The sequence below is a fragment of the Pseudoalteromonas sp. '520P1 No. 423' genome (assembly GCF_001269985.1).
Taxonomy (GTDB): Bacteria; Pseudomonadota; Gammaproteobacteria; order Enterobacterales; family Alteromonadaceae; genus Pseudoalteromonas.
Genome location: NZ_BBZB01000001.1, coordinates 1,272,272 through 1,298,368, shown reverse-complemented (window position 1 = coordinate 1,298,368; position 26,097 = coordinate 1,272,272). Strand labels below are relative to the sequence as shown.

Genomic DNA, 26,097 nt, shown 5'->3' with positions numbered 1-26,097 from the left:
AATAATTCTTTTTCTAGTAGATGCATTGATATCAATTCGTTACTATAGCTTTTTTATTACCGTTAATATCGATATGTTTGATTTAGCTATCTTAGGGGTTTTTATCCCGACTTTCTTTTTTGTTTCTATCACACCGGGCATGTGCATGACGCTTGCTATGACCTTAGGTATGAGTATCGGGGTGCGTCGCACTATGTGGATGATGATAGGAGAGCTCATTGGCGTAGCGCTAGTTGCCATTGCAGCTGTGTTAGGGGTTGCTAGCGTGATGCTCAATTATCCTGACATTTTTGAAATATTAAAATGGCTAGGAGGTACCTATTTAGCTTATATTGGCATCAATATGTGGTTATCAAAAGGTAAGATGGCGATAGATGAGAATCAACAACATGATGTCAGCCGACAGTCCTTATTTACTCAAGGTCTAGTAACAGCTATCGCCAATCCTAAAGGATGGGCATTTATGATTTCTTTATTGCCGCCTTTTATAAACGTAGAACGGGAAGTTGCACCACAGTTAATCATGCTACTTAGCGTTGTTATGATCACTGAATTTACCAGTATGATGGCCTATGCCACTGGCGGAAAAAGCTTAAGACTATTTTTAAGCCGCGGTGATAATATCAAATGGATGAACCGTATAGCTGGCAGTTTAATGGTAGGAGTTGGTATTTGGTTAGCATTAGGCTAATACTTCCTTGTCAAAAATAATCTATAAAAAAACACCTCACTATCATTAATGACAATAAGGTGTTTTTTATTAGAACAATAACTTGTTTTTCTAATTATTGCGCTGCTACCAAGTAGCCTCAATAAATCCGCGAAGCAGGTTTATCTTTATACTTTTTGGCTTGCGACCCAACGTTTGATCTTCGCTTCTAAAATTGGCATAGGTAAAGCGCCATCAATTAGAATTTGAGTATGGAACTGTTTAACATCAAACTTATCACCAAGCTCTTTAGCACTATACTCTCGTAGTTCACGAATTTTAAATTGACCTAATTTATAAGATAATGCCTGACCTGGCCATGCAATATAACGCTCAACTTCAGATTCAATATCACTGGCAGCCATAGATGAATTTGCTTTCATATATTCAATGCCTTGCTCACGGGTCCAGCCTTTTGCATGAAAACCTGTATCTAGTACTAAGCGCATTGCACGTAATTGCTCATCAACTAAACGGCCGTACCACATATATGGGTCAGTGAATAAACCTAGCTCTTTACCTAAGCTTTCTGCATATAACGCCCAACCTTCAGCAAATACGGTATAGCCACCAAATTTACGAATGCGTGGTAAGGCTTCAACTTCTTGCTGTAATGCGATTTGGAAGTGATGCCCAGGTGCTGCTTCATGAATCGATAAGGTTTCTAATAAAAACTTAGGTTGTGCTTTTAAGTTATGGGTATTGATGTAAAAGATACCAGGGCGAGAACCGTCTGGCGCAGGACCTTGGTAAGAAGCACCCGCAGCCGATGCTGCTCTGAAGTCTTCTACCGCTTTTACAACATAATCAGCTTTTGGCGCTATATCAAATAACTGGGGTAAGCTTGCATCTATTTTTTGTTTTACTTGTTCATAAGCTGCAATGAGCTCTTCGGGTGTATCATAATAAAACTCATCACTTTCTCTTAAATGAACAAAAAATGCAGCTAAGTCACCTTTAAAGTTTACTTGCTCTTTTACTTTTTTCATTTCACCTAAAATACGTGATACTTCACTTAAACCAATTTCATGAATTTCATTGGCTGATAAGTCTAGAGTCGTATTTGTTTTTATTTGGTATTCATACCAAGCCTTACCGTTTGGCAATTCACTGTAACCCACACTTGCACGTGTTTTAGGTATATAATCTTGCTCTAAGAAGGTCACCATGTCTTGATACGCAGGCACTAAACTATTTAAAATCATACTTTTATGCGCTGACTTTATTTTAGCTTTCTCTTGCTCAGTTAAAGTATCAGGCATAGCCGCAACAGGCATCCAAAATACTGATTGAGTATGATCTGTTACAACATGGGCTTTAAATTGAGGCAATAGCTTAACCGCTAACACATTTGGCAATACTACACCTTGCTCTGTGCCTTGCTTCATGGCCACTTGAACACTTTTAAGCCAAGTTACAAAACCTTCAGCTCTTAATCTAAAGTCTTTAAAATCTTGTACTGTACTAAAAGGCTGAGCACTTTGACCTGAACCTAACCCTGCAAATGTATTATGTGCGCCACCCATTTGATCAATTGGTAAAAGGTGATCTAAAAATTTATCACCTTCAACTGCTAACGCTAAATCTCGAGAAAAAATCTCGTAAGTCAGTAATGCCTGACCTGTTAATTTATTAATATTTATTTTAGTAATTTTATCTTGATATTTTTTAACAAAAGCCAATTCTTTTGCGCGATTTTCAGCACTGATCGGTGGAGAGAATTGATCGTTATATTGAGGTTGGCCAACAAAAGTGCCTGATATTGGACTAAAGGCTAAACCCTCATCAAAGTATGCTTCAACGATGTTTTCTATTTTTTTATTTTCAGATAGTTGAATTTTTTGTTCTACTGCCGCTGTTTCTTGAAGTTTTGACTCAACACAACCCATTAATGATGCGCATATAGCCAAAGAAAGTAAGGTTTTATTTTTCATGAGAGGCACTTTTTTAAAAGACTAATTTTGTACCAGAAATTTCTGGTATTCGTTTTTTGTCAGTGTATATTCTGTATTAATAAAACGAAACCTATATAACCAATTAATTTGGATATATTTTCACTTGTGAATTAAGAATGAAAAATGATTGAATCTGAAATAAAAGAATTTGAGCGCATGTATGCAATTGTTATGGAGTATTTAGTCACTTACAGCTTTCAAGTTGTTGCAGCACTATTTATTTTATTAATTGGTATTTGGATAGCCCAAAAACTGTCTAAATTCATTTTTAAATTAATGCAAAAACATAAAATAGATATCACTCTAAGTACATTTGTAAGCAATGTTGTTAAAGCATTATTCATTACTATGGTAGTGATTATTGCCTTAGGAAAATTAGGTGTAAGTGTTACGCCATTCGTTGCAGCCATAGGTGCTGCATCTTTAGGTGCGGGTTTAGCGCTACAAGGCATGCTAGCAAATTATGGTGCTGGTTTGGCTATTATCGCAACTCGCCCTTTTAAAGTGGGAGATACCATACAAGTAAATAATGTATCTGGCTTAGTTAAATCGATTGAGCTAGGTGTCACCATTTTATGTAACGAAGATAATGTAGAGATCACTGTGCCTAATAAGCATTTAGTGGGTGAAGTGATCAATAATTCATTTGAATATTCTTTAGTAGAAGGTGAAGTTGGCATTGCTTATGATAATGACCCACATAAAGCCATTAGTGTCATTGCACAAGTATTAGGAAATATCACTGCAATTACACAAACACCAAGAGCACAAGTGGGTGTTGATAACTTTGCTGATAGCAGCATATCAATCAGCTATCGCTATTGGGTACCAACGACAGATTTAATTGCCACTAAATTACAGGTTAATTTAGCAGTTTTTGATGCGTTAAAAGTTGAGAAAATTGAAATTCCTTTCCCTCAAAGAATCGTGACAATTAATAAAAATGAGCAAGAAGACTAGCTTCTACAACGATAAAAATAATAAAAAGCCCTCAAAAAATCATGTTTAAGGGCTTTTTTATCAAAATATCAACTCGCGTTTTTGATATTTAAACGACTACTTTTTATGCTTAAAAAGCGAAGTTATACTGTGCTGCAAATATATAAGCGCCGCCAGATGTTTCAAAGCTCCACTCTTGACCTAAATCATCAGTTTCAGTGAAGTTTTCCGTTCCGCCTTTAACGATAGTTACACCTAAATCTACAGATGAATTATCATCTAATAGGTAGTTCATACCACCACTCACCCAAATACGGTTAGTATCTGGAATTGAAATCGTTAAATGATTTGGATCTGTTGGTGTTTCATCGTAAGCAATACCAGAGCGTAATGTGATTTTTTCATTGTAATCATATGTTGCACCAATTGCATAACGCATCGCATTTGAAAAGTTTTCTTCTTTAGCAAATACAGGAGTATCAGAACCTTCAACAAAACCTTCTAGATTTTCTACACTGCTCCAGCCTGTCCACATAATGCTGTAGTGTACCGCTACGTCTTTTTTCACTTGATGGAAACCTGAGAACTCCATAATTGCAGGTAATGTTAAATCTAAAGCGCCAGGTACGACTTCTTCACCTAAACCGCCTAAGCTTGGCGGTAAACCATTGCTATAATCGCCTTCAAAGCCCAAATCTACTTCACTACGGTAACTAAAGCCATATCGATTCCCATCGTTGATTTCATAGGCTATGCCAATATTCCAACCAAAAGACGTATCATCACCTGATAAATCAGCTGCCACTGTCTCTCTAGGTAATGGAAGCGCTGTTTCACCAAAGTTTCTAATTAACTCAGCTTCTGCGTACACTAAGTTAAGACCGCCAGCAACAGTAAAGTTTTCATTTACACGGTAAGATGCATTGGCATTAAAGTTAACTGTTGTGATTGATGTTTCACCACCGACTTGACCTGCGGCATAATCTTCATCAAACTCTGTCGCTAAACCAAAATTAGAGAAAAGACCAAAACCTACAGCGACATCATCGTTAATAGGCGCAATAAAATATGCAGCTGGAATAACAGCTGCAGGACCGATGTTGTCACTGTCTAACTCGCTTGGATCAGTATGTGCTGGTGCACTAGTGCCTTCTAATTGAACGTCAGGGCTAATGTAACTACCAGCAACGGTTAGTACCATTTTATCAAATTGAGCCATTAGCGCAGGGTTACGCGCTACAACAGAAGCATCTTCGGCTATTGCAGCTTCACCAGCAAATGCACGACCTAAACCTGCTGCACTGTGCTCAGCAAGCTGAAAAGCAGCACCAAAACTATTGAAAGATAAACAAGCTAAGCTTGTTGCTAATAAAGTCTTATTAAATGTTATCAATTTAAACCTATAGATATAATCTGTGTGAATCCTAGCCTACCTGATATTACCGACGGTAACTGTAACTTAAAGTGACCGAAAGCCCTGTTTTGTTAAGAAATAGTGTATTTATCCTAATAAAAAAACACTAAATGATAATAATTATCATTTACAAAGTGGTTTTTATGTAATATTATTAACACTCATTTTCATTCAGAGATAAAAGGAAGCTTTAGTCATGGATATAGTCATTTTATTGTTTGCCATAAGTAGCAGTTTAGTTGCTGTTCATACTTTTAAAAGAAGTATTTATTACGCAACAAGAGAATTATTAGATCATGATAATAGAATGACACGTTATTGGTTTGTTGGTATCGCGTTTACTTGTTTTTCTCTGGGTGCGTTTTCGATTAGTTTAGGCAGTGCTTTAGGCACTTTATGCTGGTTACTTATGATAGGTTCTCACTTAACGGCTATTTTCTCTTTACCTACTTTATTTTCAACAAATAAAAAGATAAATAAAGCAGTTAAGCAATCAGCTGCTCTTTCAAAAGGCGACTCAAATTTATTTGATGATCTTGTGGTCTAATGCCTGATGTTATTTTTAAAGATGTATCTTCAGAAGCTAAATGTACATCTTTACTTGTTATATAGTGATTGTGTTTTGCATTATAAAACACTTTCACTTTAGGCCGAATTGGATTACTTTTATTGCCTTCGATCACGATAGCAAGTCTATCTGATGTTAATTTTACAATTGAACCTACCGGGTGAACGCCCATGCACTTTATAAACTGTTGCACTAGTAATGTATCGTATTTATCTTTTTGACCTAATAAATGTCTTAAGACACTAATTGGCTCTAACCCTTGCTTAAACACTCTATCAGCTGTCATAGCATCATAAGCATCAACAATTGCGATCATACGTGCTGTTTTACTTAATTTATCTTCTTTAATGCCTCTAGGGTAACCACTACCATCCAATCTTTCATGATGATTGATGATCATATCTAGCATTACTGGGGTGACCCCTTTTTGCCCTTTACATAAATTGAATCCTTGTGCCACGTGCTTTTTCATGGCTTTAGTTTCAAGTTCATTGAGTTTGCCAAGTTTATTAATAACACCTTGTGGTACTTTTGCTTGACCTAAATCATGCAATAAAGCCCCCATAGCCAATTGAAATACAGCTTGTTTTGAATACTTCAAATAACGTGCAAAAACAGAAATAAGAATCGCGGTATTAATCGTATGACGCCAAGGATAGGCATTTTTATCCCTTAACCTAGTAAGTACAGCCATTGCATCTTCATTTCTAAATACAGAATCAACAATGTCATTAGCTACATCATTGAGCATATTGATATCAACTTGCATACCTGCAGCAATATCTTGATGTATGGTTCTAACTTTATTTAGCCCTTGATCATACGCAATACAGGCCTTTGAGAACTCTTTATCTAAGCTTATATCTTCTTGGATAGGTTTCTTTTTTGATTTACGGTTTTCTTTGCTAGGTGCTGCTTTGATGTCAGCTTCTGATGTTTTATCTATATCTGTTTCAGTGTTGTCTTGTGCAATTTCAGATTGAGTAAAGTCTACAATCACCTCAAGAATGCCTTCACTTTTGAGCTTGTCTATTAATGCTTGGCTACGTACCCAACCATGGGTTTTAATCTTTAGCTTTTTCTTTTGTTTACTTACATTTTTTACAAACATCCCTGGACGTAATTCAGATATAGATAAGGCTTTAAGCATAAACGACTTCTATTAGAGGAATGAATTTTCAATTAATGAAACACAAAAAATTTACCCGAATTTAACATTGAGAATGGGGACTGTCTAGTATTTAAACTAAAAATGAGACTTTAGTATTGGTTTTATAGAGGATTAAAGGTGAGAAAGATTCATTGAGCAACAAGATATGTTGCTCAATTTAAATATACCAATTCTGATGAGTTAATGATCAAATATAAATGAGCATGTATTTATTAGAATTGGTATCGATTACTCTTGGAAGTAAGTGCCCCAACCATCGTATTCTACATCCATTTCTTTGGCTAATGCTGACAGTTTATCAACATCTTCCATTATTACATCTACATTGAGCTCAGCTTCAACAACGATGTCGAAACCCCACACTTTACCGCCATCTTCAAGCTCAAGTTCTGCTGGATCTTCAACGTCATAACCAAATTTAAAAGCTTCTAATGCAGCTGTTTCTAGACGTTTAAAGTCATCACATACAAAGTGATGTTCCACTTCATAAAGTACTTCAGGATCAGAACCATCTTCCAATAATGAATCTACGATGTCTTCACTTATTTCACGCCAGTTTTCCATTTATTTCACTCTTATATTTTCAATTTATTTTCAGCTATTGATTACAAAGTATCAAGCTGTTTGATCTTACTATCCATGATAGCATGAACTTCATTCGCTTGCGTGCGTACACTAGATTCTTTATTTAAAATAATCGGATCTAAAAACTCAATATATATAGTGCCATTATTCCAGCGATTCAAATTGATTTTTTTATGTGTAGTACTCATACATACAGGAACAACAGGCACATCAGCTTGCAATGCTGTATGAAAAGCGCCTGTTTTTAAAGGTAATAAACCTCTACCGTAACTTCTCGTACCTTCAGCAAACATCCAAACTGATAGGTTTTTTTGTTTTATTTTGTTGGCGGCTTTACTAATTGTACCCGCTGCTTTTGTTCTATTTTTACGATCTATTAAGATATTACCTGATAACCAATATAATTGGCCAAAAAACGGGATCCACTTTAAGCTTTTTTTACCTATACTTACCGTTCTTTGTGGCACAGCAGCTGTTATCGTGAAAATATCATAGCTATTTTGATGATTTGCAACATACACTACTGAATTACTTTTTGACTCATCAGGTGCATTAATGATTTCAATTTTAACGCCTAATAATTTAGCAATTTGGCTATACCAAGTGGCACAACGATGAACATGATTTGGGTGAAATGGCACGATAATGCACATTAATAACCCCAGTAACCCACTTATTAATATAAATAAAGCAATTAATAATAATCGGATAGCAGCTAACAAATGAAAACCCTCAGCAAAAAATACAAATAAAATATTCGCGGGCAGTATACCCTATTTAATAAAAAAAGCATGTTTTAGCTTACAAGTGTAAGCTTTAAACCAAAATTTTTAGGCAAATAAAAACCCCTTGCGGGGTTTATAATTTATTAAGTGTTTTGAAAGGAGACACTATTTATCGTCAGTTACTTCAGATTCATTTGTTTGTGCCTGCAGTTGCTCAATTTCAACTGCGTCTACACGTTGCAGGCCTCTTGGTAATTTATTACCTCTGCGACCACGATCACCATAATAATGTTCAAGATCTGTTGGTTTTAGCGTGAGCTTACGTTTACCTGCAAGTAAAGTAACATGGCTATTAGCGGGCACAACAGCAAGTACTTTTACAAACTCTTCTCGTGTTTTAACTCTGGCAGTGGGTATTGAAATAATTTTATTGCCTTTACCTTTGCCAAGTTTAGGTAGATCTCGTAATGGGAATAACAGCATACGTCCTTCATTCGAAATGGCCATACACATGTCTGTGGCAATATCATTCACTTTATTTGGTGTCATTAATAATGCAGCTTCAGGAACACTGACGAGTGCCTTACCGCTTTTATTTTTACTCACTAAATCACTAAAAGACGTTACAAAACCATAACCGCCATCAGAGGCCATTAAAAACATGCTTTCGTTCTCAGCCATTAATACATGTTCAAAATTCACGCCTGCGGCAAGATTAAATCGCCCTGTTAAAGGCTCTCCTTGACTACGCGCAGACGGTAAACCATGGGCATCTAAAGTATAAGCCCGTCCAGCTGAATCTAAGAATATTGCAGGCTGGTTACTACGCCCTTTAGCTGAAGCCCTATATTCATCACCTGAGCGATAATTGAGTCCTTGCGCATCAATATCATGACCTTTAGCACAACGTGCCCAACCTTTATCTGACAACACTACAGTAACCGCTTCAGAAGGGATTAAATCTTTTTCGCTCATTGCTTTTGCTTCATGACGCTCAACAACAGGTGAACGTCTGTCATCGCCGTAAAGCTCAGCAGCTTCAATGATTTCTTTTTTGATTAGAGTAGACATGCGACGCTCAGAACCTAAAGTCAGCTCTAATTTATCACGCTCTTTTGCTAACTCGTCTTGCTCACCTGTAATTTTAAATTCTTCTAACTTAGCAAGGTGGCGAAGTTTTAATTCTAAAATCGCTTCAGCTTGAATATCCGTCAGATCAAAACGCGTCATTAATACTGGTTTTGGTTTATCTTCTGTTCGAATGATTTCAATCACTTCATCAATATTTAAAAACGCGACTAATAAAGCTTCTAAAATATGTAAGCGAGCTAATACTTTATCTAAACGGTATTGTAGTTTCCTGCGCACTGTTTCACGTCTAAATACCAGCCATTCTGATAAAATAGTTTTTAAATCTTTAACTTGTGGGCGACCATTTAAACCTAACATGTTTAAATTAACACGATAGCTTTTTTCTAAATCAGTTGAAGCAAATAAATGCGACATTAAAGGCTCAACTTTAACGCGATTTGAGCGTAACATGATCACAATACGTGTTGGATTTTCATGATCTGATTCATCACGTAAATCTGCAACCATAGGCAGCTTTTTAGCTAACATTTGCGCTGCAATTTGCTCTAAAACTTTACCGCCAGAACATTGATGCGGTAAGGCTGTGATCACTATGTCGCCATCTTCTTCTTCATAAACAGCGCGCATTTTCACAGAGCCTTTACCTGTTTGGTAAATTTTCTTTAGATCTGCTTTTGGCGTGATGATTTCTGCATCAGTAGGATAATCAGGCGCTTGAACTAGCTCTAAAACATCATCAAGTTCAGTTTTAGGTTTATCTAATAATAAACAACATGCTTGTGCGACTTCTCTAACATTATGCGGTGGTATATCAGTTGCCATACCAACAGCAATACCTGTAATACCATTCAATAATATATGTGGTAAACGTGCAGGTAAAACAACAGGTTCTTTCATGGTACCGTCAAAGTTAGGCGTCCAATCAACTGTTCCTTGGCCTAATTCTTTCAGTAATACTTCAGAAAATTTAGATAAACGCGCTTCGGTATAACGCATAGCAGCAAATGACTTAGGATCATCTGGGGCACCCCAGTTACCTTGCCCATCGACTAATGGATAGCGATAAGAAAAAGGTTGCGCCATTAAAACCATAGCTTCATAACATGCACTATCACCATGAGGGTGAAACTTACCTAATACATCACCTACAGTACGCGCTGATTTTTTATATTTTGCAGCTGCAGATAAACCTAATTCACTCATCGCATATACAATACGACGTTGCACAGGTTTTAGGCCATCACCAATATGTGGCAATGCACGATCCATGATCACGTACATGGAATAATTAAGATAAGCGTCTTCAGTAAAGCGCCCCATTGATTGTTGTTCTATGCCTTGCAAACTTAAATCTGTTGCATCAGTCATTGTTATTTATTCTCTTTAACTTTTTTATTCTGAGTACTAAAACACAAAACGCCGCTCTGTGATCTTTAATAAAGCTTTACAGCTAATTTATACTTCTGCTCGATCGCCACTAGATTCAAGCCATTGTTTTCTGTCACTGGCGCGTTTTTTCGCTAACAACATATCCATTAATTCAATGGTATTGCCTTCGTCATCTAAAGTAAGTTGTACTAAACGACGGGTATTTGGATCCATGGTTGTTTCTCTTAACTGTAATGGGTTCATTTCACCCAAACCTTTGAATCGCTGTACATTCACTTTTCCGCGTTTTTTCTCTGCTGCAATGCGATCTAATATGCCATCTTTTTCATCTTCATCAAGGGCATAATAAACTTCTTTACCAATATCAATACGATATAGTGGTGGCATGGCTACATAGATATGGCCTTTTTCAAGCAATACTCTAAAGTGCATCATAAATAACGCACATAATAAAGTGGCGATATGTAAACCATCTGAATCGGCATCCGCTAGGATACATATTTTACCGTAACGTAATTGTGATAAATCGGTTGAATCTGGATCCATGCCTATGGCTACAGAGATATTATGTACTTCTTCTGATGCTAATATTTGGCCAGAATCGACTTCCCACGTATTTAAAATTTTACCTCGAAGCGGCATTATCGCTTGAAAATCACGATCTCGAGCTTGTTTTGCTGAACCACCTGCAGAGTCACCTTCCACTAAAAATAGTTCAGTTCGTTCAACATCATTGGCTGAACAATCGGTTAACTTACCTGGTAATGCAGGGCCTGATGTAATTTTTTTACGAACAACTTTTTTAGCTGCTCGCATACGTTTTTGCGCATTTGAAATACATAATTCAGCAAGTAAATCAGCTTTATCTGTATGTTCGTTTAACCATAGGCTAAATGCATCTTTTACAACACCTGCTACAAATGCGGCACACACACGAGATGATAGTTTCTCTTTGGTTTGCCCGGCAAATTGCGGATCTTGCATTTTAACCGACAAAATATAATTACATTTATCCCAAATATCATCAGGTGTCAGCTTTACACCGCGCGGTAATAGGTTTCTAAACTCACAAAACTCACGCATCGCCTCTAAAAGACCTTGGCGTAAACCATTTACATGTGTACCGCCTTGCGCAGTTGGAATTAAGTTTACATAACTTTCAGCAATGCCTTCTCCACCTTCTGGTAACCAAACAACAGCCCATTCAGCGCCTTCAGTCTCACTATTAAAGTTACCAATGAAAGGTTGCTCAGGTAAACAATCAAAACCTTTAACAGCCTCTTTTAAATAATCTTCTAAGCCAGCGGCATATTCCCATTCAAGCGTTTCTTTGGTTTGTTTATTGATAAAACGAATTTTCAAACCTGGGCATAAAACAGCTTTTGCTTTTAGTAAGTGTGTTAGCTTTAAAACAGAAAAATTAGCAGAATCGAAGTATTTTGGATCAGGCCAAAAATGTACGCTAGTACCTGTATTTCTTTTTCCTACAGTGCCTGTGATTGATAAATCTTCAACTTTATCACCATTTTCAAAGGCCATTTGATATTGATTGCCTTCACGCTTTACAGTTACTTCAACACGCGTCGATAATGCATTAACTACTGAGATGCCTACCCCGTGTAAACCACCTGAAAATTGGTAATTTTTATTTGAAAATTTACCACCAGCATGCAATTTAACAAAAATAAGTTCTACAGCAGGAATACCTTCTTCTGGATGAATATCAGTAGGCATTCCTCGACCGTCATCCACAATTTCCAAAGAATTATCAGTATGTAAAATAACATCAATTTTACTAGCATGCCCTGCGAGAGCTTCATCAACACTATTATCGATAACCTCTTGACCTAAATGGTTAGGCCGCGTGGTATCGGTATACATACCAGGTCTGTGTTTTACTGGATCTAGGCCATTTAATACTTCAATTGACCCTGCGTTATAATCTTGTTCACTCATAATTGCTATATTCTTACTTATTATGTTTTGATTAATTATTTTGATTAATTGTTTTATTTTTAAGCTATTTCTAAAAAATTAGCAATACTTTCAAAGTGACGCTCAAATTTTATAAAGCTATGATCGCCACCAAATTCTACTGTTTGTCTGCCATCAGCATAATACTTTACTGCATCTTGGTAATTTAAAACTTCATCAGCTGTTTGCTGTAATAAATAAACTAATTGAGGCTGATGCAATTTTGCAATATGTATCTGCTTTAATTGCGTAACATGTCTCATCTCAAGTTGATAGCTATAATCTTGGTACGGATTATATTGCTCGCCTAAATATGTTTTCATTAAATTAAAAGGCATAACTGCAGGATTAACTAAAACTGCTTTAATACCAAATTTTTGCGATAAATAGGTAGCAAAAAAACCACCTAAAGAACTACCAATTAAAACCGTTTTATCATTAATTAATGATTCTAATGTAATTAATGCCGCTAATGGCTCATGATTTAAACATGGAACTAGGTATTCTACTCTATCATTAAATTTTTGTTTAAGATATTGACCAAATTGCTTAGCTTTAAATGATTCAGGTGAACTATTAAACCCATGTACATATATAACACGTGCTTTAGTCATGGATTTTCACCCAAATGACTTGTGTATTAAGCTCTCCTTGCTCGTTTATATTAATTAATCTATAGCCAGCTCCTAAATTTTCTTGCTGCCAATCAGTTGTACTTTTTTTAAATTGAATTGATGTTGCTGGCGTTGCATAAATATCGATACCTTTATAGCTTCTGTCATATTCATTATGCACATGACCATGCACATACAAAGGCACTTTATGTGTTTGACTCAACTGAGTTAGTAATTGCTCACCATTGGTTAATATGTGTTTATCTATATAACCTTCGACTTTTAATGGGTGATGATGAGCAAAGATAATAGTCGGCTTTTCACTGCCATTTACCTGTTTTTTAATTTCCATTAATTTAGTGTTACTTATAAACCCTGATGGCGTTTCACTTTTACTATTAAGTAATAAAATTTGAAAATGTGCCGTATCAATGCATTTATGATTCAGTAAATTACTCTGCTCTTTAAATGCCGCTGTAAACATTTCTAATTCATCATGATTACCTGGCAACCAAAATACCGGAAAATCCAATTCTTCACTTTGAATTAAATCAACAAACCTCTCATAAGACGCAATAGTATGATCTTGGGTTAAATCACCACCAAAAATAGCTAAATCGGGTTTGTTAGTTTTGATATCTTTAAGCGTTTGTTTTAATGCTTGTGATGTATTTACAGCAAAGTACTCACCACTATTGTGAGCAAATAAATGACAATCCGTAAAATGTGCAATTGTGATACTTGATTTATTTATTTGATAACGATCATCAAACCAATCCATGATTCACATCCCACAAACAATTAGCACGGCCATGAGTAATACAATGATCCAACCAATCTAATAAAAATGCATTCACCTGATATTTTTCATCTTTTTGATGCATTAATGGGTTTGGGTATTCATTTGAAGGTTTAATACGTTTTAAGTAATCAGGACTAATCACTTCAGCCATTCTGGCATCATGGTAAACACGCACTAAAAGTTTAGGATTAATAAAGCCAATCACATTGCTACTGATTTGTTTAAATATGATATCAGTTGTAAATCTAGAGGTAGCAGTTATCTCGAGTTGGTAACAAAATTTTTCAACATCTATCTTGCTAGTATCGCCAACAGCTTCTGTTTTTGGCATTAATTTCATAACTCGAAAATAATTTTGCTCGCACACAGTCATAAATGCTGGCAAATTAGGTATATATTTTTGAGATTTTAATAAATGAGTCATGATTTAAACTTATCTAAATTCAATGCTAACCATTGTAAACTAATCACAGTCGCAGCGTTATCAATTATGCCATTTTTAAGGTATTCCATCGCTTGTATTCTTGGCATTACATGTACCTTAATATCTTCATCTTCATTATCTAAGCCAAATAATCCGCCAGCTTGGCTTAAATCAGTTTGTGCCATATAAAGATAGAGACGCTCAGTTGTGCCGCCTGGACTTGATAAGTAAGACATCATAAAGGTTAAATCATCGAGTTCTAACCCAGCCTCTTCTTGGGCTTCTCTTATTGCAACTTGTTGATAATTATCAGAACCATCAGCCATGCCAGCGATACATTCTAATAACCAAGGTGATTTATCTAAAGCAGGATCTAATGCGCCAATACGTACTTGTTCAATTAATAAAACACTATCAGTTTTAGCATCATAAGGTAAAACAGCAACCGCATGGCCTCGCTCTAATATCTCACGATAAACAAGATCCGAATAGCCGCCAGCAAATAACTTATGACGAAATCCATAGCGTTCAATTTTAAAAAAACCATCATATACTGCTTCTTTTTCAATAAGATCGATGTCTTTGCTCTTGAAAATTGAGATATTGTTCATATATAGACCTAAATAACTATTGCACAAATCTATATTATTGTACCTTTGTTCCAGAAAATTAAATATATTCTGTTACACTTGAATACCTTATTTTACGTATTAGTTTTTAAATTTCACGTAAAAACAGTTTAACATCTTTGCAATTAAATAAAGAAAAATTGATAACGGACGCGACTCACATGATGCGAAAAATGAATAAAACAATACTATCAGCCTTAATCGGTTTAAGTTGTAGCTTTGCTGCAAGCAATACTTTCGCCGAAGATTTACTACAAGTTTTTGAAATTGCAACGGCAAACGATCCTACAGTATTAAAAGCAAAATCAAATGCTGATAGACAAACATATGGTATTGACCGAGCTATGAGCGCCTTATTACCATCAATTAACTTCTCAATGAGTTATGATAAATCAAATAGTAATGGTTATGAGTTTAACGAAGATACATTACAATTTGACTCAACCGATAGCGATGTAGATCTATTTAAACGAGGCATATCCTTACAACAATCATTATTTGATTTAGGTGCTTGGAAAGGCTTAGACATAGCACAAAAACAAGCGATGCAATCTAAAGCAAGCTATGACCTTGCACAGCAAACATTAATCGTGCGTGTATCTAACGCCTACTTTGATGTGCTAGGTAATATGGATGATTTAGAATTTGTTCAAGCTGAAAAACGTGCCATTGAACGTCAATTAGAACAAACTAAACAAAGATTTGCAGTTGGTTTAACTGCCATTACTGATGTTCACGAAGCACAGGCTCAATTTGATAACGCAGTTGCCCGTGAAATTGTAGCTAAAAATGATGTTGAAACATCTCGAGAGCAATTACGTGAAATTACAGGTAAATATCACGCAAAACTAAACCCTCTTAATACAACTAAGTTTTCTACTGTTAGCCCAACTAAGCAAAGTAATGATTTCATCAAAGTAGCTGAAGATAAAAATATCGAACTTCAAATTGCTAAAGTTGCAGTTGATATTGCAAAAGTACAAATTGAAGAGGCTAAAGCAGGTCATTACCCTAAATTAACTTTAAATGCGTCTTATGGTGATTCTTTAAATGATTCTCCGATGCCTAGAACTGATGGCACAAGTGTTGGTTTAAGTTTTGCTGTACCTATTTATTCTGGTGGCGCAACACAAGCAGCCGTAAATCAAGCAAGTGCATATTTTGTTGGTAGCAGCGAAGATTTAGAAGCAACTCATCGCTCTGTAACACGTAATGTACGTACATCTTACAACCAAGTTGTATCAGATATTGCAACTTACAAAGCATTAGAACAAGCTGTTGTTTCAGCACAAAGTGCGTTACAAGCAACGGAAGCTGGTTTTGAAGTTGGTACGCGTACTATCGTTGATGTTTTACTAAGCACACGTAATTTATTTGATGCTAAACGTAACTTATCAGCTGTTCGTTATCGCTATGTTGTATCAACTTTAAGCTTAAAACAAGCAGCAGGAACATTAAACAAAGCTGATATTGAAGCGATTAATCGCGGCTTAAACTAAGCTATATCTCAAAGGGGAGCGTATTCGCTCTCCTTTAGTTTCAATAAACTACTTTCAATAAACTATCTACCTCGCTTATAATCTTGCCTTTCTTATTACCTAACTTTGAGTTGCTTTGTGGTAAACGATCCAAAATTTAAATTATTCTTTTTACATCCTAAGTTTTGGTTAACTTGGATTGGCACAGCTATTTTATACATTATTTCTTGGCTGCCATTTAAGTTACAAATAGCCATGGGCAAGGGCCTTGGCCGTTTGCTACATAAGTATTTCAAAAAGCGCCGCCATATCGCAGAGCGAAATATTGAACTGTGTTTTCCTGATATGCCAAAAGAGCAGCAAAAACAATTAGTGCTAAAAAACATGGAAAATACTGGCATTGCTATGTTTGAATCTGTTATGGCTTGGTGGTGGCCGCAATGGCGTGTTAAGCGTCATCATGGTGAAATCAAAGGTTTCCATCATATAGAAAAAATTCAAGCATCAGGGAAAGGTGTATTGATGCTAGTACCCCATATGTTACACCTTGAGATGGCTGGCCGTATGATGGGCGAAACACAAAATGGTGTTGGTTTTTATCGCCCTCATAATAACGCTTTAATTGAATACCTTATGACTAAAGGCCGCTTAGGTTCAAATGAGTATTTGATAGGTAAAAAAGATGTCAAAGGTTTGCTTAAAGCATTGAGTAAACAAAAACTATGTTATTACCTGCCAGATCAAGATTATGGTCGTAAACGCTGTGAGTTTGTGCCTTTTTTTGCAATGACAGAAACAGCAACTACTACAGGCACAACATTATTTGCATCAAGTAAAAACTGCGAAACTGTTGGTTTTAGAAGTAAACGTAATGCTGAAGGTAAATACGATATTGAAATTACACCTGTGTTTAAAAACTTCCCTTCAGGTGATGAAGTGCAAGATTTAACTCGCGTTAATCAACATATTGAATATGCGGTCAATAATGCCTCTGAGCAATATATGTGGCTTCACAGACGTTTTAAAACGCGCCCTGACAAAAATACTCCCTCTCTTTATAAATAACAAACATTTAAGTAACCTAAACTCTATAGAGGATTGATTGACATTAAAATAATGTTAATATAGTTAATATCTTTATAGAGTCGGTTCATATTATGTGGTTTTGGATTAAACATTTATCATTAGCAGTTGTATTAATTCTTGCTGCAGCTTATTTTTTATTGGCTGGCGGCCCTATCTATACACCAGCTAAAGCAACAAAATCAAATGCTGCGGCTGACGGTCTCTCTAGTTTTTACGCTTCGATTCGTGGTTCACTAGATAATATGACATCTGATCGTGAATTTGTTCAGAATATAAAAGTACCTACTACAAAGCTAACAACTGTATTACAAGAACGCGCTGAAATAGTAAAACCTTCTACTGCAAAATGGAAAGGCACAGTGCAAAGCAGGCGTTTTGAGTCAGGTCAAACACTTAAATCTATCATGAATCAATATGCTAAAGATGAAGGCATTGCATTTTATTGGTATTTAAATAAAGACTACAAAGTAAAACATAACTTCAGAGTTGAAAATAACTTTGTTTCTACTTTATACCAGGTAGGTAAAGCCATAGACAGTGACTTTGAATTCGATGTTAAAACATTTTTTTGTTATAAACATCGCGCTGCAGTGATCACTGAAAAACCTTCTCAGTTTGTCAGAGAAAACTGCATTAAAGCGACGATGTAATATTCTATAAGTGAGAGGCACAATTATTTTTGCCTCTGAGCCCTCAAAGTCCTGATTATTTATTTCGCTATAATCTCTTGCCATGCTTGATAAACATGATGTTTATGCTGTTGGATCTCAGTTTTACTCACTAACTTATCTTGTTGGCGTAAACTCAATAAATGATATTGATCTCGATAGTCACAATAAGCACTTATTAATTGATCACCCTGCGCTTGAGAAATCAAACCCAACTTACTTGCCGTTTTAAAAATGCGAATATTATCTGGGTAAAACATGATTTTTTCTTGTTCATGACTGTTTGCTAATACCAAATACTGCGCAATAAACTCAATATCTGCCATACCGCCTTTATCTTGTTTTAAATCAAATAGCTCATTATTACCCTTAGCCAAATGTTTGCGCATTTTCTCTCGCATTTTGGCCACTTCAATTTGCAATGCATTTTTATCTCGGCTGAGGCTTAATACCTGATTGCGAATTTCAAAAAACCTATTTTGCAGAGATTTTTGACCAAAGATCATACGCGCTCTCACTAAAGCTTGATGCTCCCAAGTCCACGCTTCTTTTAATTGATAATCGCTAAAAGTTTCAATATTTATTGCTAACAAACCAGAAGCGCCCTCAGGTCTTAATCGAGTATCTAATTCATATAAAATGCCAGAGGCAGTACGCGTATTAAATAAATGCATTAACCTTTGTGCCAGTTTTAAATAAAACTGACGGGAATCTATTTGCTTAGCGCCATTGGTTAAGCTGTTACCTATACAGTTATGTAAAAATACTAAATCCAAGTCAGAGCCATAACCGAGTTCAATCCCCCCAGCCTTACCATAAGCAATAACGGCAAACCCTTTATCTTCATCTGTTGCACCTTCTGGATAGCCAAATCGCTCAACCATTTGTTGCCAAGCGAGCAATACGCTTTGCTCTACAATGGCTTCAGACAGTGCGGTTAAATGATTACTGACATTAGTAATATCAAGTATACCTGTTGCATCTGCGGCTGCAATTCGTAATTGATAAGCCTGCTTAAACTGCCTTAAAGCTTCCATTTGCAACTCTAAGTCATGACTATCTATTCGTAAAAAGTATTGACGAATTTCATCTTTATAGGCATCTAAACTGAGCGGTTGATACAAAATAGCAGGATCTATCAACTCATCTAATAAAATTGGATAACGCGCAATTTGCTCTCCAATCCATTTACTATGACTACATAACAATACAAGCTGCTTTAATGTGCCTTGATTTTCAAATAATAACTCCAAATAAGCAGTTCTTGATGCGACTTTTAACAGTACTTGATTGATCATACGAAAAACACTGACATCTATTAACTGTTCAGTACTTACTAGCATTAATTGCTCTAATAGTTTTGGCATTAGCTTATCCAAGGTATCCCGCCCTCGACTACCAATTTTTATTTTAACTAATTGTTGCTTAAACTCTGCTAATTCTTTTTCCCAATGTGTTAAAGCTTCATCAGAAAAATTTACATTTTCTAATAAACTAAAATCTGAATTGCCCCATAATGCTTCATATAAAGCCGAGTCATCATCTACCTCTTCTTTTTCGGTGCCTACCATCAAATCAAATTCATCATGAATCTTCATCATCACTTCTGAAATTTCAGCGAGTACTTTCTCGTAACTTTCAAAACCTAACAAATGTGTCAGCCTTTGTTGATTTAAATTTTCAAAAGGTAAAGTTTGTGTTTGTTCATTATTAAAGGCTTGTAGATATTGCTCTACTTTTCTTAAATATAAATATCCAGCCCTTAGTTGTTGGGCATTTTTGGTTTCTAAAGCGCCTAATTCAACTAACTGTTCAAGCGCTTTAAGTAAAGACTGTGTTTGTAGATTGACATCTCTACCGCCTCTGATCATCTGAAAAGCCTGTACTACAAATTCAGCCTCACGAATACCACCAGCACCCAGTTTTATATTACCTTTTAAGCCTTTTCGTCTCACTTCTTGCGCTATCATAGCTTTCATTTTACGAAGCGACTCAACAACAGAAAAATCGATATATCTACGATATACAAAAGGTTTTAATAAAGTATAAAACTCATTTCTATATTGCGTTTCAAATTCAATTTCTTCTGCTTCACTACACTGGATTAATCGCCCTTTAAGCATGGCGTAGCGTTCCCAGTCTCGACCTTGCTCTTGATAATAATCTTCCATCGCATTAAAGCTAATTACTAAAGGGCCGCTATCACCAAAAGGTCTTAGCCTCATATCTACCCTAAATACCTGACCGTCTGGCGTTATTTGGTTTAAAGCTGCTATTAATTTTTGCGACACCTTAGTGAAAAATACTTGCGCTTCAATACTGCGCCTACCTCCTTGAGTTTCACAATGCTCTGGATAGCTAAAAATCAAATCGATGTCTGATGAATAATTCAACTCAAAACCGCCAAGCTTGCCCATGCCTAAAATTAACATAGGTATCGCATCGCCGCTTTTATTAAGTGGTTTACCATTAATTCTAGCGACTTGCTCATAAGCCCATAAATAAGCACTGTGGATTAAAGAGTCTGATAATTTAGAAATATATTTCATACTATCTTCAATTGGGTTTTTCTTTACTAAATCTAAAAAAGCCACTTTTAACCAATAACGGTTTCTATAATCTCTTAAAGATTTAAAACACTGTTTATCCGTTTCAGTCGTAATTTGTTCGGATGTTAAAGCGGGTATTATTTGAGTAGTTTGTATTTCTTTGTGATTTAATAACCAAACCCCTAATTCAGGAGATTTTAATAAGATGTGATAAGCAAAATCACTTAAACACAGTAATTTTACTAATGCATAATTTTCACAGTCTGCAGTGATATTATCGTTAACTTGCTCAGGGTAAATTTCTACAAATCTTTTCATACCTAGTTGATATAAAACTTCAGACAAGTTAATCGACATATATTTCTCCAAAAAATTCATATAAAATCTGTTGATTCAATCACTATAGCGCAACACTATGGATTATATCACTCTTTCAAATCAAGCCTTTATCGCGCTTGGTAGCTCTTTTATTCTTGCTCTGCTAGTTATTTTAATTGTTCGAACAATAATGAAAAACAAGTCACCGAACGGTTTACGAAAGGAACTTGCGCAAAAAGATAACTTTGCCATGGGCATAAGTTATGCTTCAACTCTCTTTACCGTCTTAGTGGTAACTGGTTTTTTATTTAAAAATCTAAGTTTTACAGACATTAGAGCCGATACTTTATATGGCATTTTACTGATGTTATTTGCTTTTGCGTATATTCATGTTGGCAAAAATATCCATGCTAATTTCATATTAAAAGATTTTAACGAAGAAAAAGAAATTCAGCATAAAAATATATGTGCTGCTTTAGTTGAATCAGGTGTGATGATAGGCAATGGCATATTAATTTTAGGTTTATATAATTGGTCACATGCGCAAAGCTTAGATGGATTGCTGATATTAGCCGTTACCTTTATTTTGCTTCAAGTTTTTATGTATATAAGTAGTCGCTGGCAAGAATATGCTTTTAGTAAAGCAAATCAAGGAAGCTCATTACAAAACCAATTTAAATTTGAAAATATTTCCCTTGGATTACGTTATGGTGGGCAAACCCTAGGCACTTGTTTAGCCATTTATGCTGGTTTAGCAAGTGCGGCATACTTCCCTGGTAAAATGGTTGAAAACTTAATTATGGTTGCAATGCAATGTGGTATTTTAATTATTCTGCAGCAATTTTTAAGCGCTTTAGCAATTCGATTAGCATTACCAAAAATAAATACGGAATCGGAAATCGATCAGCAAGATAATATTGGTATCGCAAGTATTGAGTTAGCTATTTATATTGCTGTAGGTTTATTGCTCGTAAAACTATTTTAATTCGCTTTTTTGGGATTAGTCAGTATGATCTAGCTAATCCCAAATAAAAGTGTAAACATTTTCATGAATAAATTAGTACTAGCAACTGGTAACTTAGGTAAAGTAAAAGAGTTAAGCGATATGCTGAGCTCTTTAAATATTGCAGTTGTTCCTCAAAGTGAATTTAATGTCTCTGAAGTGGCTGAAACTGGTACTACATTTGTTGAAAATGCCATTATTAAAGCCCGCCATGCTGCAAAAATAACAGGCTTACCTGTTATAGCCGACGATTCTGGATTGGAAGTAGATGCACTCAATGGCGCGCCGGGCATATATTCAGCACGTTTTGCAGGTACTGATGCCAGCGATAAAGATAACTTATTAAAGTTATTGTCTGAGCTAAAAGATGTGCCTGAAGAAAAACGCACTGCGCGATTTTGGTGTGTATTAGTATTAATGCGCCACAGTGATGACCCTACCCCGCTCATTTGCCAAGGCTTTTGGGAAGGAAAAATAACCACTGAACCAAGTGGTGAAAATGGCTTTGGTTACGACCCTATTTTTTATGTACCAGAAAACAAAACCACTTCAGCTCAATTAGATAAATCAACCAAAAATACATTAAGTCACCGAGGTAAAGCACTAAAACAACTTGTTGCTTTATTACAAAAAAAGTTGCAAGCATAACCATGAAATTACCTGCACTTAGCTTATATGTTCACATACCTTGGTGTGTGCAAAAATGTCCATATTGTGACTTTAACAGCCATAGTCAAAAAGGCATTATTCCAGAAACTGACTATATCCAAGACTTATTAAATGATTTAAAACAAGATTTACATTATGTACAAGGTCGGCTTTTAAAATCTATTTTTATTGGCGGTGGTACTCCTAGCTTATTAACTGAAGCAGCCATAGGCAAGCTGATCAAAGGGATACAAGCTATGATCCCTTTTGAAGAGAATATAGAAATCACTTTAGAGGCCAACCCAGGAACAGTAGAGTCAGGCCGATTTAAAGGGTATGTTGATATTGGAATAAACCGTATATCTATTGGCATTCAAAGCATGCAAAATGATAAGTTAAAAGCGCTAGGTCGTATTCATGATGCCGATGAAGCAATTAAAGCTGCAGAACAAGCTCGTAATGCTGGTTTAAACAGTTTCAACTTAGATTTGATGCATGGTTTACCAGGCCAAAGCTTAGAAGATGCTTTAGGTGATTTAAACAAGGTGATTGCTTTAAAACCTAAACATATTTCTTGGTACCAATTAACAATCGAAGAAAATACCCAATTTCATTCTCGACCACCAAAACTGCCAGAAGATGAGGCTTTATGGGATATTCAAGAACAAGGCCATCAAATTTTAACTGATGCAGGTTATCAACAATATGAAATATCAGGTTATAGCTTGCCTGATTATCAGTGCCAACATAATTTAAATTATTGGCGCTTTGGTGATTACTTAGGCATAGGTTGCGGCGCACACGGTAAAATCTCTTTACCGATACAAAATAAAATTGTGCGCACTGTAAAAATTAAACACCCAAAAGGGTATATGGCACCAAGCGAATCTGAACAGCCAAAAAGCTATTTATTTAATAGCTGGCAAGTTGAACAAGACGATTTACCCTTTGAGTTTTTCATGAATAGATTGCGATTATTTGAAGCTTTCGATCAAAGTGAATTTACTGACTATACTGGGTTACCCATTAATTTAGTTGCGCAATCTTTAATAAAAGCCAGTGAACAAGGTTTAATTTTACAATCAGTATCTAAAAATAACGCACCGCAGTGGCAAGTCACCGCAAAAGGTCACAGATATTTAAATGATTTGTTAGAATTATTCGTCTAAAAAATGGTAACAATTGCGAATAAGCTAAAACATACAACAATTGATTAACCAAACCTATAAAAACGCGCTATTAACTCAAATTTATAGACAAAAAAAATTCGTTACAAAATTATACTGGGTTTTAAATTGTAACTATATACAATGTTCATAAAAGCACCCATAAAAATACTCTTGAAATAAAGGTAAATATAATGATAAAGCAAACACTTATTGCAACAGCAATTAGTACACTTCTACTAACGGGTTGTCAGCAAACGCAAACAACTAATGCGTCGGATACTGCAAATACAGTTGTACAAACAACGCAAACTGAATCTGAAAAAGCAAATGCATTTTTTGAAGAAACTTTTAATCGTAGCGTTATGCGTAGCCCTGTTTACCAAACTTACATGGGTATTAAAAAAGATTACGATAAGTGGGATGATGGCTCTGAAGCACGTGCACTAGAAGATTTAGCTTTAACTAAAAAAGATTTAGTAACATTAAATGCGATGAACTACGCTGCACTTGATGACAGCACTCAGGTTAGCTACAACTTGATGAAGCAAAATCTTGAAGATACAATTGCAGACTTCAAATGGCGCCATTATAACTACCCTGTAAATCAAATGTTTGGTACTCATTCTATGGTACCTGCATTTTTAATAAACCAACATCAAATTGCTAATGTTTCAGACGCTAAAGCGTATATTTCTCGATTAAATGGCGTAACAGAAGTATTTTCTCAACTCGAAAAAGATCTAGAAGTAAGAGCACAAAAAGGCATTATCGCTCCTAAGTTTGTTTTTCCTCACGTAATTGATTCAAGTAAAAACATTATTAAAGGTGCACCATTTGAATCTGGCGAAGACTCTACTTTACTGGCTGACTTTAAACGTAAAATAAATAAGCTTGAAATTGAACAAAGCGAAAAAGATGCGCTTGTTTCAGAAGCAATTAAAAGCTTAGAATCATCAATTAAACCTGCATACCAACAATTAATCACTTACCTTAAGTCGCTAGAAATGCGTGCCAATAATGAAGATGGTGCATGGAAGTTCCCTAACGGTAAAGCTTTCTACAATAATGCATTAGCACGTACTACAACAACTGACTTAACAGCAGAGCAAATCCATAAAACGGGTTTAAGCGAAGTTGCACGTATTCATAACGAAATGCGTGAAATTAAACAAAAAGTAGGCTTTAAAGGTGATTTAAAAGCCTTTATGCAGTTTATGAAAACTGATAAGCAATTTTACAAGCCTGATACAAAAGAAGGTAAACAAGAGTACTTAGACGAAGCAGTTGCCCTAATAGACAATATGAAACTACGTTTAGATGAGTTATTCATTGTTAAACCTAAAGCAGATTTAAAAGTAAAAGCTGTTGAAGCATTCCGTGAAAAAGCAGCAGGTAAAGCATTTTACCAACAGCCAGCGCCAGATGGTTCTCGCCCAGGTGTTTATTATGCAAACCTTTACGACATGGAAGCAATGCCTACTTACCAAATGGAAGCGCTAGCTTATCATGAGGGTATTCCGGGTCATCACATGCAAATTGCAATTGCACAAGAACTTGTAGGTGTGCCTAAATTCCGTAAGTTTGGTGGTTATACTGCTTACATTGAAGGTTGGGGTTTATATTCTGAGTTAGTACCAAAAGAAATGGGTTTATATGAAGACCCGTATTCAGATTTTGGTCGCTTATCAATGGAATTATGGCGCGCTTGTCGTTTAGTTGTTGATACTGGTATCCACGCAATGAAGTGGACTCGTCAAGAAGGTATTGATTACTACGTAAATAACACACCTAATGCGACTTCTGACGGTGTTAAAATGGTTGAGCGTCATGTTGTAATGCCTTCTCAAGCCACAGCCTACAAGATTGGTATGCTAAAGATTTTAGAACTGCGTAAATCAGCTAAAGATAAACTTGGTGATAAATTTGATATTCGTGAGTTCCACGATGTTGTACTAAAAAATGGTCCTTTACCATTAAACGTACTTGAAGACTTTGTAGACCAATACGTCGCTTCAAAATAATACAAACTAAATCAATACTTTAAAAAGGGCCTTTTGGCCCTTTTTGCTACGTTTTACATCAAAGGTTAGATAACCTTGGATTATGAAATAAAGTTGAATGGCGTGTTATTCAACATGCTCCTGGCGCCAATTCAAGCTCTAAAGATCCTAAACAATTAGAACTACTC

At 35.7% G+C, this 26,097-nt stretch carries 22 protein-coding genes; 10 read left to right on the top strand and 12 right to left on the bottom strand.

What is annotated here, in order from left to right; all coding sequences use genetic code 11:
- Positions 1-73: 73 nt before the first annotated feature.
- Entirely contained in the window at positions 74-691 is a 618-nt protein-coding gene (locus PSA_RS05965) for a LysE family translocator (protein WP_042146488.1), read from the top strand.
- Between the two features lie 146 nt (positions 692-837).
- Here the strand turns inward: PSA_RS05965 and PSA_RS05960 are convergent, their stop codons facing one another.
- Positions 838-2,643, bottom strand: a complete 1,806-nt coding sequence (locus PSA_RS05960; protein ID WP_042146486.1) for a DUF885 family protein — start codon at positions 2,641-2,643, stop codon at positions 838-840.
- A 144-nt stretch (positions 2,644-2,787) separates the two neighbouring features.
- Here PSA_RS05960 and PSA_RS05955 point away from each other — a divergent pair, with 144 nt between their 5' ends.
- Entirely contained in the window at positions 2,788-3,624 is an 837-nt protein-coding gene (locus PSA_RS05955; protein ID WP_042146484.1) for a mechanosensitive ion channel family protein, read from the top strand.
- Between the two features lie 109 nt (positions 3,625-3,733).
- On the opposite strand, the gene PSA_RS05950 is transcribed toward PSA_RS05955, so the two are convergent.
- On the bottom strand, positions 3,734-4,993 hold the full coding sequence (locus tag PSA_RS05950; protein WP_042146574.1) for an outer membrane protein transport protein: 1,260 nt from the start codon (positions 4,991-4,993) through the stop codon (positions 3,734-3,736).
- 220 nt (positions 4,994-5,213) lie between these two features.
- Between PSA_RS05950 and PSA_RS05945 the strand changes: the two genes are divergently transcribed.
- Positions 5,214-5,564 carry a hypothetical protein gene (locus PSA_RS05945; RefSeq protein ID WP_042146482.1) on the top strand — a complete coding sequence of 117 codons (351 nt, stop codon included), beginning with the start codon at positions 5,214-5,216 and terminating at the stop codon, positions 5,562-5,564.
- Here PSA_RS05945 and PSA_RS05940 read toward each other — a convergent pair.
- The 9 genes from PSA_RS05940 to PSA_RS05900 all read right to left on the bottom strand — a co-directional run bounded on the left by PSA_RS05940 (position 5,503) and on the right by PSA_RS05900 (position 14,972).
- Positions 5,503-6,735: an HD-GYP domain-containing protein gene (locus tag PSA_RS05940; protein ID WP_042146480.1), complete on the bottom strand. Its 1,233-nt coding sequence runs from the start codon at positions 6,733-6,735 to the stop codon at positions 5,503-5,505. The genes PSA_RS05945 and PSA_RS05940 overlap by 62 nt on opposite strands.
- Before the next feature lie 249 nt (positions 6,736-6,984).
- Positions 6,985-7,320, bottom strand: a complete 336-nt coding sequence (rraB, locus tag PSA_RS05935; RefSeq protein ID WP_042146478.1) for a ribonuclease E inhibitor RraB — start codon at positions 7,318-7,320, stop codon at positions 6,985-6,987.
- 41 nt (positions 7,321-7,361) lie between these two features.
- A complete protein-coding gene (locus PSA_RS05930) occupies positions 7,362-8,063 on the bottom strand; it encodes a 1-acylglycerol-3-phosphate O-acyltransferase (RefSeq protein ID WP_042146476.1) in 702 nt (233 codons plus the stop codon).
- Positions 8,064-8,231: 168 nt separating this feature from the next.
- A complete protein-coding gene (parC, locus tag PSA_RS05925; RefSeq protein ID WP_042146474.1) occupies positions 8,232-10,526 on the bottom strand; it encodes a DNA topoisomerase IV subunit A in 2,295 nt (764 codons plus the stop codon).
- A gap of 87 nt (positions 10,527-10,613) precedes the next feature.
- Positions 10,614-12,503 carry a DNA topoisomerase IV subunit B gene (parE, locus tag PSA_RS05920; RefSeq protein ID WP_042146472.1) on the bottom strand — a complete coding sequence of 630 codons (1,890 nt, stop codon included), beginning with the start codon at positions 12,501-12,503 and terminating at the stop codon, positions 10,614-10,616.
- A gap of 59 nt (positions 12,504-12,562) precedes the next feature.
- Positions 12,563-13,135, bottom strand: coding sequence for a YqiA/YcfP family alpha/beta fold hydrolase (locus PSA_RS05915; protein ID WP_042146470.1), 573 nt, complete (start codon positions 13,133-13,135; stop codon positions 12,563-12,565).
- Positions 13,128-13,916 (bottom strand): metallophosphoesterase, encoded by a 789-nt coding sequence (locus PSA_RS05910; RefSeq protein ID WP_042146469.1) that lies wholly within the window; start codon positions 13,914-13,916, stop codon positions 13,128-13,130. Before PSA_RS05910 ends, PSA_RS05915 begins: the two co-directional genes overlap by 8 nt.
- Positions 13,903-14,361 carry a DUF1249 domain-containing protein gene (locus tag PSA_RS05905; protein ID WP_042146467.1) on the bottom strand — a complete coding sequence of 153 codons (459 nt, stop codon included), beginning with the start codon at positions 14,359-14,361 and terminating at the stop codon, positions 13,903-13,905. Before PSA_RS05905 ends, PSA_RS05910 begins: the two co-directional genes overlap by 14 nt.
- Positions 14,358-14,972 (bottom strand): NUDIX domain-containing protein, encoded by a 615-nt coding sequence (locus tag PSA_RS05900; RefSeq protein WP_042146464.1) that lies wholly within the window; start codon positions 14,970-14,972, stop codon positions 14,358-14,360. Before PSA_RS05900 ends, PSA_RS05905 begins: the two co-directional genes overlap by 4 nt.
- Positions 14,973-15,163: 191 nt before the next feature.
- Here PSA_RS05900 and tolC point away from each other — a divergent pair, with 191 nt between their 5' ends.
- The 3 genes from tolC (at position 15,164) to PSA_RS05885 (ending at position 18,204) form a co-directional block, all read left to right on the top strand.
- Positions 15,164-16,489, top strand: coding sequence for an outer membrane channel protein TolC (gene tolC, locus PSA_RS05895; RefSeq protein WP_042146573.1), 1,326 nt, complete (start codon positions 15,164-15,166; stop codon positions 16,487-16,489).
- Positions 16,490-16,606: 117 nt separating this feature from the next.
- The gene (gene lpxL / locus PSA_RS05890; RefSeq protein ID WP_042146462.1) at positions 16,607-17,533 is read left to right on the top strand and encodes an LpxL/LpxP family Kdo(2)-lipid IV(A) lauroyl/palmitoleoyl acyltransferase; all 927 of its coding nucleotides are present in this window, start codon (positions 16,607-16,609) and stop codon (positions 17,531-17,533) included.
- Between the two features lie 92 nt (positions 17,534-17,625).
- Complete coding sequence (locus tag PSA_RS05885; protein ID WP_042146460.1) at positions 17,626-18,204, top strand: TcpQ domain-containing protein; 579 nt, start codon at positions 17,626-17,628, stop codon at positions 18,202-18,204.
- Positions 18,205-18,263: 59 nt separating this feature from the next.
- Here PSA_RS05885 and glnE read toward each other — a convergent pair whose 3' ends face one another.
- The gene (gene glnE, locus PSA_RS05880) at positions 18,264-21,128 is read right to left on the bottom strand and encodes a bifunctional [glutamate--ammonia ligase]-adenylyl-L-tyrosine phosphorylase/[glutamate--ammonia-ligase] adenylyltransferase (protein ID WP_042146458.1); all 2,865 of its coding nucleotides are present in this window, start codon (positions 21,126-21,128) and stop codon (positions 18,264-18,266) included.
- 58 nt (positions 21,129-21,186) lie between these two features.
- Between glnE and PSA_RS05875 the strand changes: the two genes are divergently transcribed.
- From PSA_RS05875 to PSA_RS05860, 4 genes are all read left to right on the top strand, one after another.
- Positions 21,187-22,074 carry a hypothetical protein gene (locus tag PSA_RS05875; RefSeq protein WP_042146456.1) on the top strand — a complete coding sequence of 296 codons (888 nt, stop codon included), beginning with the start codon at positions 21,187-21,189 and terminating at the stop codon, positions 22,072-22,074.
- A gap of 63 nt (positions 22,075-22,137) precedes the next feature.
- Positions 22,138-22,740, top strand: a complete 603-nt coding sequence (locus PSA_RS05870; RefSeq protein ID WP_042146454.1) for an XTP/dITP diphosphatase — start codon at positions 22,138-22,140, stop codon at positions 22,738-22,740.
- Between the two features lie 2 nt (positions 22,741-22,742).
- Positions 22,743-23,909 (top strand): radical SAM family heme chaperone HemW, encoded by a 1,167-nt coding sequence (gene hemW / locus PSA_RS05865; protein ID WP_042146452.1) that lies wholly within the window; start codon positions 22,743-22,745, stop codon positions 23,907-23,909.
- 191 nt (positions 23,910-24,100) lie between these two features.
- Positions 24,101-25,930, top strand: a complete 1,830-nt coding sequence (locus tag PSA_RS05860) for a DUF885 family protein (RefSeq protein WP_042146450.1) — start codon at positions 24,101-24,103, stop codon at positions 25,928-25,930.
- Positions 25,931-26,097 lie beyond the last annotated feature (167 nt).

Coding starts and splice junctions, on each gene's coding strand:
- PSA_RS05870 (WP_042146454.1), top strand. CDS start 22,138: ATGAATAAATTAGTACTAGCAACTGGTAACTTAGGTAAAGTAAAAGAG.
- hemW (WP_042146452.1), top strand. CDS start 22,743: ATGAAATTACCTGCACTTAGCTTATATGTTCACATACCTTGGTGTGTG.
- PSA_RS05910 (WP_042146469.1), bottom strand. CDS start 13,916: ATGGATTGGTTTGATGATCGTTATCAAATAAATAAATCAAGTATCACA.
- PSA_RS05940 (WP_042146480.1), bottom strand. CDS start 6,735: ATGCTTAAAGCCTTATCTATATCTGAATTACGTCCAGGGATGTTTGTA.
- PSA_RS05875 (WP_042146456.1), top strand. CDS start 21,187: ATGGATTATATCACTCTTTCAAATCAAGCCTTTATCGCGCTTGGTAGC.
- PSA_RS05860 (WP_042146450.1), top strand. CDS start 24,101: ATGATAAAGCAAACACTTATTGCAACAGCAATTAGTACACTTCTACTA.
- rraB (WP_042146478.1), bottom strand. CDS start 7,320: ATGGAAAACTGGCGTGAAATAAGTGAAGACATCGTAGATTCATTATTG.
- PSA_RS05945 (WP_042146482.1), top strand. CDS start 5,214: ATGGATATAGTCATTTTATTGTTTGCCATAAGTAGCAGTTTAGTTGCT.
- glnE (WP_042146458.1), bottom strand. CDS start 21,128: ATGTCGATTAACTTGTCTGAAGTTTTATATCAACTAGGTATGAAAAGA.
- parE (WP_042146472.1), bottom strand. CDS start 12,503: ATGAGTGAACAAGATTATAACGCAGGGTCAATTGAAGTATTAAATGGC.
- PSA_RS05885 (WP_042146460.1), top strand. CDS start 17,626: ATGTGGTTTTGGATTAAACATTTATCATTAGCAGTTGTATTAATTCTT.
- PSA_RS05905 (WP_042146467.1), bottom strand. CDS start 14,361: ATGACTCATTTATTAAAATCTCAAAAATATATACCTAATTTGCCAGCA.
- tolC (WP_042146573.1), top strand. CDS start 15,164: ATGAATAAAACAATACTATCAGCCTTAATCGGTTTAAGTTGTAGCTTT.
- parC (WP_042146474.1), bottom strand. CDS start 10,526: ATGACTGATGCAACAGATTTAAGTTTGCAAGGCATAGAACAACAATCA.
- PSA_RS05955 (WP_042146484.1), top strand. CDS start 2,788: ATGATTGAATCTGAAATAAAAGAATTTGAGCGCATGTATGCAATTGTT.
- PSA_RS05915 (WP_042146470.1), bottom strand. CDS start 13,135: ATGACTAAAGCACGTGTTATATATGTACATGGGTTTAATAGTTCACCT.
- PSA_RS05900 (WP_042146464.1), bottom strand. CDS start 14,972: ATGAACAATATCTCAATTTTCAAGAGCAAAGACATCGATCTTATTGAA.
- PSA_RS05960 (WP_042146486.1), bottom strand. CDS start 2,643: ATGAAAAATAAAACCTTACTTTCTTTGGCTATATGCGCATCATTAATG.
- PSA_RS05965 (WP_042146488.1), top strand. CDS start 74: ATGTTTGATTTAGCTATCTTAGGGGTTTTTATCCCGACTTTCTTTTTT.